The sequence below is a fragment of the Rhodococcus sp. no. 34 genome (assembly GCF_054589475.1).
Map to the genome: position 1 here is coordinate 285,922 of NZ_BAAILK010000023.1, position 8,525 is coordinate 294,446.

Consider the following 8,525-nt stretch of genomic DNA (forward strand, 5'->3'; position numbering starts at 1 on the left):
CGGAGGGCAAAAGAATGCATGCGCACACCACGACGGAACCAGCCGCAGTGCCGGCGATCACTGCCCGCGGTGTCACCAAGGTGTACGGCACCGGTGAGACCACGGTTCACGCGCTCGGCGGAGTCGACGTGGACTTCGGTCGCGAGCGGTTCACCGCGATCATGGGCCCGTCCGGCTCCGGAAAGTCGACGCTCATGCACTGCCTGGCCGGACTCGACACGGTCTCGGGTGGGCAGGTTTTCCTGGGCGACACCGAAGTCACGAAACTCGGCGACACGGAGCTCACCGAACTGCGACGCGAGCGAATCGGATTCGTCTTCCAAGCGTTCAACCTGCTACCGGTGCTCACTGCTCGGGAGAACATGCTGCTGCCGATGAAGCTGGCAGGTAGTGAACCCTCGCCCGAGTGGATGGACGAGGTGATCGGCAAGCTGGGCCTGTCGCAGCGTCTCGATCACCTGCCGCACGAATTGTCGGGCGGTCAGCAGCAACGCGTAGCCGTCGCCCGCGCACTACTGCCGCAGCCCGACGTGATCTTTGCCGACGAGCCCACCGGCAACCTGGATTCCCGTTCCGGGACAGAGGTTCTGGGGCTCTTGCGGACCAGTGTCCGGGAGACCGGTCAGACCGTCGTCATGGTGACGCACGATCCGGTGGCGGCGTCGTACGCGGATCGAGTCGTGTTGATCGCGGACGGGCGTATTGCCGGAGAGATCGACCATCCCACCGTCGACTCGGTGATCGGTGCCATGCGAGCTCTCGGTGCCGACGACCTGGCCGATGTTCCTGCAGTTTCGGGTGCACTGCGATGAGAGGTCTGGCTTTTGCGCAGGCGCGGGCACATGCCGGGCGCTATGTGGCGTCGATACTCGCGGTGGTGATCGCCGTCGGATACATCGTCGCGACTTTGACCTTGAGCTCGACGGTCGACGCGAGTGTGAGCAAATCACTTGCGACGCAATACGAAACCACAGATGTCGTCGCGTCCGGTCCAGGCGTGACGGAAGCTCTGCTGAGCGCGGTGCCGGGCGTCTCGGCGGTGGCCGACGACGTGTCGACGTATGTTCGTGTCGACTCCGAGGCAAAGGGCGCGTCCTACGGGGATGCGCTCTCGATTGCCGACAATCCCGAATTGCGTTGGGAGAAGATGTCGGAGGGATCGATTCCGGCCGGTCTGGGGCAGGTGTTGGTGAGCGCGGACTCCGGGATACCGATCGGTGCCCGAATCACAGTCACGGCACGGGATTCGACGGTCGGTGCCGCCGCACCCACCGCGGAGGTAGTCGGACTGGTCGACCTCTCCGGTTCGGCGCAACGACTGGGCGGGATCAAGATATTCACCACCGCCGAGCAGGTGAGCGCGTGGGCCGGTGACAGTGCCGAACGTGAGTTCCGTGTCGCCGGTGACGGTTCACGCTCTCAGCAACAACTCGTGGATTCGATCGCGAGCGCGTTGCCCGCGGACTCCACCGTGCTGACCGGCGAAGAAGCCACAGACAACGCCGCAGCCGAATACATGGGCGGCACCAAGATCCTCAGCACGGTGTTGCTCGCCTTCGGCGCCATCGCCGTTGTTGTTGCCGCGCTGGTGATCGCCAATACATTTGCCGTGCTGCTCGCGGCGCGCACTCAGGAACTTGCGTTGCTGCGATGCGTCGGCGCCACGGCCAAACAGGTTCGCCGGAGCATTCGCAGTGAAGCCGCGGCGGTCGGCGTGATCGCCTCGGTGATCGGCGTCGGACTCGGTGTCGGACTTGCCTGGGCAATCGGTCGCGTAGCAACGGCCGCAGATGTGCCGGTTCCTCTTTCGTCACTGAGCGTCACCCCGGTGACCGTGCTCGTCGGTCTTGCCGTCGGCATCGTGATGACGATGCTCGCTGCATCTGCGCCCGGGCGGGCGGCAACGAGGCTCTCCCCGCTGGCAGCACTGCAGCCGATGGAGTCCAAGCCTGAGAGCGTTCAGGTATCGGTGGTGCGCCGGGTTCTCGGCGTCGTGACCCTGCTCGCGGGCATCGCGATGACCGTCCTGGGAGTGACGAATCAGCAGGTGCCGGCGGCAACCGCCGGTGGACTGTTCTCGTTCCTGGGGATCGCGGCACTGTCCGGTCGAATCGTGCCTGCATTGATCAATGCGGCCGGCGGAGTGTTGGCGAGACTGATCGGTCCGGTGGGAAGCCTGGCAGCAGGCAACGCCGGTCGGAACCCACGCCGCACCTCGGCGACGGCCACCGCATTGTTGATCGGTGTTGCCTTGACGAGCACGCTCGTCGTGGGAATCGCGACGGTCAAGGAAGCCGCACCCGCGGCGATGGACAGTCAATTCCCCGTCGACGTCATGGTGAGCAGTTCAGGTTCGGCACCGCTTCCCGCAGGGTTGGGCACAGACATCGCCGCGGTCAACGGTGTCGGCGCGGTGAGCGGTCTGGACAAGGCCGAACTGACGATCGACGGGCGCGGTTCGTTGGCCGGATTCGGCGTCGACGCTGCTCGGGTGAAAGATGTTCTGCGTACCGAGATCTCGGTACCTGCGGCCGGTCAGTTGGTGCTCTCGCCCGCTGACCTGACCGAATACAAGCTTTCGGCGGGCGATACGGCGACGGTGCGTGGGGATCGCGGCGTCGTGAACGTCAGCGTGGTCGAGGGCGTGAAAGGTCAACCAGCACTACTGGATCGAGGCGATCTCGGTGCAGCGGCCACCGCGCCGACCACCGATTCGTACTGGGTAAGGCTGGGGACGGATACTGACGAACAGGCTTTGGCCGCCACCGACCGCATCACGGAACTGGCACGCCAGGAAGCGCCGGGCAGCGATGTTCAGGGCATGACCGAGATGCGTTCAGCTCTCGATTCGATCCTCGACACCATGCTCATGGTGGTTGCCGGATTGCTGTCGGTAGCGGTGTTGATCGCTTTGATCGGCGTCGGAAACACCATGGCACTGTCCGTTCTCGAACGGCGCCGCGAATCCGGACTGCTTCGCGCACTCGGACTGACCAAGAAGGGAATTCGAGCCATGTTGATCTGGGAAGCACTGCTGGTGGCAGGAGTCGCATCGGTGATCGGAGTGCTGTTCGGGATGGTGTTCGGTGTAGCCGGTACCGCATCGGTTTTCGGGATCGAGGACGTCGCCCTCAGCGCAGTGCCGTGGGTGCAGTTGGTAGCCATCGTGTTGATCGGCGGAATCTGCGGTGTGATCGCGTCACTGCTCCCCGCTAGGCGGGCGGGGCTGGTGTCACCGGTGACAGCTCTCGCGAGCTAGCGTTCAGAACTGTTTCGTGACCTTCTCGGTGCCCACTCGGCGCGCGGTAGCTTCCGCGTCCGGGTGGGCCACCTGCACGAGTGAGGCGCCCGCGGCGAGAACTGCCAGAAGCCCGTCGATCATTTCGTCTGCCGTGTCCCACGTGCGATTGGAGAGGACACGATCCGTCGACACCAATTCGACGTTCTTCGCCGATGCCCGTGCCGCGTCGATCGTGTCCGCTACGGACCGGCCTTCCAGCGCCGAACCGGCCCCGGCGCTACGGAACTGGTCGCCGTGCACACGGATGGAGGTTGCGTAGTCGGCGACGCCGAGCGGAAGATCGCTCAAACCTTTGCCGAACGCGTCGAGGGAGAGTGCGGCTACTTCCGGTACGTCCGCAACATCGTCCAGTCGGTCGGCAGTGACGAAAGCCAGTTCGGCGTCGGCGTCGGGGGAGAGGACCACCTCACCGCCTGCCCACCACACACCCAGCAAGACGGCGACGCTCTGCCAGTGCGCGGGAAGCAGCACGGCAACTTTGCTGCCGGGCTCGAGAGCGAACTCGTCGCGAACCATGTTCGCTGTCTTTGCCGCCCAATTGGCCAGAGTGCTCGCAGACAATTCGATGCGCTCGCCGGTGGCGTCGTCGTAGTAGGTCACGCGAGGGCCGGCCGGGTCGGCAGCCAGGATCGGTCCGAGGAGGGCGTCGGTCAGGTTGTCTACAGGCGAAGGCACCTAATCAGCTTACGCAGCGGTTCAGTTGACACAGCGCGGGCCGTTGGAGGCCGCGTCGATCGGCGGACCGGGAGGGGCGGGAGTGGGGCTGGTCTCGGTGGTGCTCGACGATTCAGTCGTGCTTGTCGCTCCTTCGGACGGGGATACCGCGTCCGCGGACTGCGGGCCGCTGTAGTCCTCGGCAATGACAACCCGAACCTTGCCCGAGGACAATGACGAATCCTCCTTGACCGTCAGACCGCCGAGTGCCTCGGCCACCGCGAGTGCTGCGTCGTCGTCCGCGGACTTTGCGAACACCGTCGATTCGGTGACGTCCGAGCCGGTGTTGTTGCCGACCTGACCCTGCTTGTACCCGAGGGCACTCAACGCTTCGGAAACACCGCTGGCCAACCCTGCGACGTCACTGGCGTTTGCGACGTCGACCGTGATCGAGGACGCATTCACCGTGGTCGGTGCTTCGGAGGTCTCCTCCGAGTCCTCGCTGTCGGCGCCGACCAATCCCGCGATGTACTTCTTGACGGCCTTGGGATCGACCTTGACGATGGACTCGCCGTAGTCGGTCATGCCGTTGATGTCGAGAACGGGAATGGTCTCGAATTGCACCTTGCCGCCGGCCAGATTCTGCAACTGCTTGGCGAACTCGATGATGTCCCAGTCGTCGTCGATCACGACGGAACGCTGGACAGCCGAGGTCAGCTGACTGAGCTTGCCGGGGTCACTGAGGGTTTTTGCGCTGAGTACCTTGCTGACGAGAGAAGCCATGAACACCTGCTGGCGAACGATCCGGTCCAGGTCGCCGCGAGGAAGGTCGTGTCGTTGTCGCACGAAGCTCAGCGCGTCGGCGCCGTCGAGTGTCTGTTTCCCGGCCGCGAAATTGGCTCCGGACATCGGTTCGTCTACCGGCGCGTTGAGGCACACGTCGACTCCGCCCACTGCGTTGGTCAGCAGGACGAATCCGAGTAGTCCGACTTCGGCGTAGTGATCGACGGTGATGCCGGTCAGATTCGCCACCGCTCCGATGAGCGCGGTCCGGCCGGCTTCGGTCGACTTCTTGTCTGCGTCGCTGTCGGACGACCCGTTGTTGACCAACTTCAGCCGCTCGGTTTCCTTGGTGGCACCGAACGCGGCGTTGATCTTCGACATACCGATACCCGGGACGTTGACGTACGCGTCGCGGGGAATCGAGATCGCGGTCGCGGAACTCCCGTCGTTGGGGACGCGGATCAAGATGATGGTGTCGGTATTGGACGCAACTTCCTCACCTGCGCGCAACGAGTCGAGCTCGCTTTGTGAGAGCGGGTTGCCGTGCGCGTCCGTTCGACTGTCCGTTCCCACCATCAGAATGTCGATGGCGCCGTCCTTGCCGCCACCGAGGCCGAGTCCGCTGGCAGTGGCAAGGCTGTTTCTCAACGAGTCCACACCCCGCCACGCGAACCCGGTGACCAGCAGTACGAGCACGGACAGCACCGCGACCGCTATGCGAGCCGGGCTCGTCTTGGTCCGAATCGGCGCAGGTCGTGGACGCGCGCGGCGCTGCGGTTGCTGGTGGGACACCCCTTCAGGTTACTGGTCCGATGCTCGGCCGCGGGTACCTCGACGCGGCGTGCCAGACTCAACCGTGTGACGAATATCCTGCTCACCGGCGCCCGAGGGCAGCTCGGAACACGTATCGATGCTCTCGCAACGTCGGCGGGTCACACTGTGACGGCCGTCGGTTCCCGCGAGCTCGACATCACCGACAGCCGCGCGGTCGACGACTTCGTCTCGCCTGATTCGGTGCTGATCAACTGCGCTGCGTACACGGCCGTCGATGCTGCCGAGACCGACCAGGAGGCGGCGAGGGCGGTCAACGAGATCGGACCGCGGAATCTCGCGCAAGCCTGTGCGCGGGCGGGTTCGCGGTTGATCCACGTTTCGACGGACTACGTCTTTCCGGGCGATGCAAGCTCGCCACACGACGTCGATGCACCGACCGGTCCCGCGACGGTCTACGGCCGAACCAAACTGGACGGCGAGATCGCTGTTCGAGAGTCGGGGGCTGACGCGGCCGTTGTCCGCACCGCGTGGGTGTATTCCGGTGTCGGCACGGATTTTGTCGCCACGATGAGAAGGCTCGAAGCCGAACGCGAATTCGTGAACGTCGTGGACGACCAGATCGGGTCACCCACGTACAGCGTCGATCTGGCCGGCGGCATCGTCGAACTCGCGCTGCTGGACTTCACGGGTGCGTCGACATTCCACGTGACGAACGGCGGGCAAGCAAGTTGGTACGAGTTGGCGCGAGCTGTTTTCGAGGAGATCGGAGCAGACCCTGCTCGGGTGCGCCCGTGCAGTAGTGCGGAGTTCGTACGCCCTGCCCCGCGCCCGGCATATTCGGTCTTGTCCGAGCGCGCGTGGGTTACCGCGGGAATGACGCCGCTGCGTCCGTGGCGAGAGGCTCTGCACGCCGCTCTGGCGTGAGCATTGTTCGGGACAGTGGCCGCGGACGGCTAGGCTGACCGGCGTGAGTCCCAAGCTGGCCGTGGTAACGGTGACCTACTCGCCAGGCGAGCATCTCGAGAATTTCTTGAGCACGCTCGCTGTGGCGACGACAGAAAAACCCCAGGTCATCATGGCCGACAATGGGTCGACCGATGGTGCCCCCGAGGCCGCCGATGCCAAGTACGAGCATGTCCGTCTGCTTCGAACCGGCGGAAACATCGGGTACGGGGGAGCGATAAATCGGGCTGTAGCGGAGATCGATTCGTCGATCGAATTCGTCGTGATTTCCAACCCGGACGTCCAATGGGCACCCGGTTCACTCGACGAATTGGTGGCTGCGGCAAATCGGTGGCCAAGGGCCGGTGCACTGGGGCCGAAGGTCCTCGAACCGGACGGCAGTGTCTATCCGTCGGCGCGAACGGTGCCCGACATCACCTCGGGCGTCGGGCACGCGTTGCTCGGTACCGTATGGCCGAAGAACCCGTGGACTGCTCGTTACCGTCAGGAGAACGAGGCCGTCACCGAGCGTGCAGTGGGGTGGCTTTCCGGGTCGTGCCTGCTGGTGCGACGCGACGCCTTCGACACCATCTCAGGTTTCGACTCTCGTTACTTCATGTACATGGAGGACGTGGACTTCGGTGACCGCCTCGGAAAAGCCGGGTGGCTCAACGTATTCGTCCCCTCGGCCGTCGTCACCCATGCCAAAGGCCATGCGGCAGGACGTCATCCGGAACTGATGTTGCCTGCCCATCATCGCAGTGCGTACCAGTTCCAGGCTGATCGCCATCCGCACTGGTGGCAGGCTCCGCTACGACTTGCCTTGCGCGGTGGCCTCGCGGTGCGATCCAAGATCGCCGTAGCTTCTGCAGTTCGCGAGCGCGCTCGCACCGACAACTCGACCGACAACCCATCAGTTTCGAACCACGGGGGAAAATGATGTCCGATCCGAATCCGACCGACGCCGTAATCCTGGTAGGCGGCAAAGGCACTCGGCTGCGTCCGCTGACGCTGTCGGCACCCAAGCCGATGCTTCCGACCGCCGGCCTGCCGTTCCTGACGCACCTGCTCGCCCGCATCGAGGCAGCCGGAATCAAGCACGTCGTGCTCGGAACGTCCTTCAAGGCAGAGGTATTCGAGGACTACTTCGGCGACGGCTCCAAGATGGGCCTCGAGATCGACTACGTCTTCGAGACCGAACCGCTGGGCACCGGTGGCGGAATCCGCAACGTTCTGCCGAAGTTGCGCGGTGACAACGTCATGGTGTTCAACGGCGACGTGCTCGGTGGCACCGATCTGAACGGCATTCTCGAGACCCACGAGAAGACGGACGCCGACGTGACCCTGCATCTGGTTCGTGTGGGAGACCCGCGAGCATTCGGTTGTGTTCCGACCGACGAGGACGGACGAGTCTCGGCATTCCTGGAGAAGACCCAGGATCCGCCGACGGATCAGATCAACGCCGGCTGCTACGTCTTCAAGCGCGAGATCATCGAACAGATCCCCGAAGGACGACCGGTATCGGTCGAGCGCGAGGTGTTCCCGAATCTCCTGGCTGAGGGCAAGCGGGTGTTCGGCCACGTCGACTCGTCGTACTGGCGTGACATGGGAACCCCCGAGGACTTCGTTCGCGGTTCCGCCGACCTGGTGCGAGGTATCGCACCTTCGCCGGCTCTCGAAGGTCCGCGCGGCGAGTCGCTGGTTCACCCCGGAGCCGGAATCGCGCCGGGCGCTGTTCTGATCGGCGGCACGGTTGTCGGTCGAGGCGCAGAAGTTGGTGCAGGCGCTCGCCTCGACGGTGCAATTCTCTTCGACGGCGCCGTTGTGGAAGCCGGGGCGGTGGTCGAACGATCGATCCTCGGATTCGGCGTCCGTATCGGACCCCGAGCGCTGGTCCGCGACGCTGTCATCGGCGACGGCGCGGACATCGGTGCGCGGTGTGAATTGTTGCGCGGCGCACGCGTGTGGCCGGGGGTGACGCTGCCGGACGGTGGCGTGCGCTTCAGCACAGATGTGTGATCGTTAGCTGACCTACTGGAATACTGGCGGGTATGACTTCTCTTCCGAGCCG

At 64.4% G+C, this 8,525-nt stretch carries 7 protein-coding genes; 5 read left to right on the top strand and 2 right to left on the bottom strand.

What is annotated here, in order from left to right; translation table 11 throughout:
* The first annotated feature begins 14 nt into the window (after positions 1-14).
* Together ACYP01_RS07330 and ACYP01_RS07335 are read left to right on the top strand one after the other, a co-directional pair.
* Entirely contained in the window at positions 15-812 is a 798-nt protein-coding gene (locus tag ACYP01_RS07330) for an ABC transporter ATP-binding protein (protein ID WP_042450120.1), read from the top strand.
* Entirely contained in the window at positions 809-3,259 is a 2,451-nt protein-coding gene (locus tag ACYP01_RS07335; RefSeq protein WP_214514449.1) for an ABC transporter permease, read from the top strand. The genes ACYP01_RS07330 and ACYP01_RS07335 overlap by 4 nt, the downstream gene beginning before the upstream one ends.
* 3 nt (positions 3,260-3,262) lie before the next feature.
* On the opposite strand, the gene ACYP01_RS07340 is transcribed toward ACYP01_RS07335, so the two are convergent.
* Both ACYP01_RS07340 and ACYP01_RS07345 read right to left on the bottom strand, forming a co-directional pair.
* Positions 3,263-3,976 (bottom strand): TIGR03089 family protein, encoded by a 714-nt coding sequence (locus tag ACYP01_RS07340; RefSeq protein ID WP_054827248.1) that lies wholly within the window; start codon positions 3,974-3,976, stop codon positions 3,263-3,265.
* 21 nt (positions 3,977-3,997) lie between these two features.
* Entirely contained in the window at positions 3,998-5,530 is a 1,533-nt protein-coding gene (locus tag ACYP01_RS07345; protein WP_269609992.1) for an LCP family protein, read from the bottom strand.
* Positions 5,531-5,596: 66 nt separating this feature from the next.
* On the opposite strand from ACYP01_RS07345, the gene rfbD reads away from it, so the two are divergent.
* The 3 genes from rfbD to manB are packed head-to-tail and all read left to right on the top strand — an operon-like array spanning position 5,597 to position 8,473.
* Positions 5,597-6,436, top strand: a complete 840-nt coding sequence (gene rfbD / locus ACYP01_RS07350) for a dTDP-4-dehydrorhamnose reductase (protein ID WP_328600153.1) — start codon at positions 5,597-5,599, stop codon at positions 6,434-6,436.
* A gap of 43 nt (positions 6,437-6,479) precedes the next feature.
* Positions 6,480-7,394 carry a glycosyltransferase family 2 protein gene (locus ACYP01_RS07355; RefSeq protein WP_003940999.1) on the top strand — a complete coding sequence of 305 codons (915 nt, stop codon included), beginning with the start codon at positions 6,480-6,482 and terminating at the stop codon, positions 7,392-7,394.
* On the top strand, positions 7,391-8,473 hold the full coding sequence (manB, locus tag ACYP01_RS07360; protein ID WP_037125580.1) for a mannose-1-phosphate guanylyltransferase: 1,083 nt from the start codon (positions 7,391-7,393) through the stop codon (positions 8,471-8,473). Before ACYP01_RS07355 ends, manB begins: the two co-directional genes overlap by 4 nt.
* Positions 8,474-8,525: the final 52 nt, after the last annotated feature.

What these genes read in the sequence shown, in the direction of transcription:
- manB (WP_037125580.1), top strand. Translation starts at nt 7,391, where the DNA reads ATGATGTCCGATCCGAATCCGACCGACGCCGTAATCCTGGTAGGCGGC.
- ACYP01_RS07330 (WP_042450120.1), top strand. Translation starts at nt 15, where the DNA reads ATGCATGCGCACACCACGACGGAACCAGCCGCAGTGCCGGCGATCACT.
- ACYP01_RS07335 (WP_214514449.1), top strand. Translation starts at nt 809, where the DNA reads ATGAGAGGTCTGGCTTTTGCGCAGGCGCGGGCACATGCCGGGCGCTAT.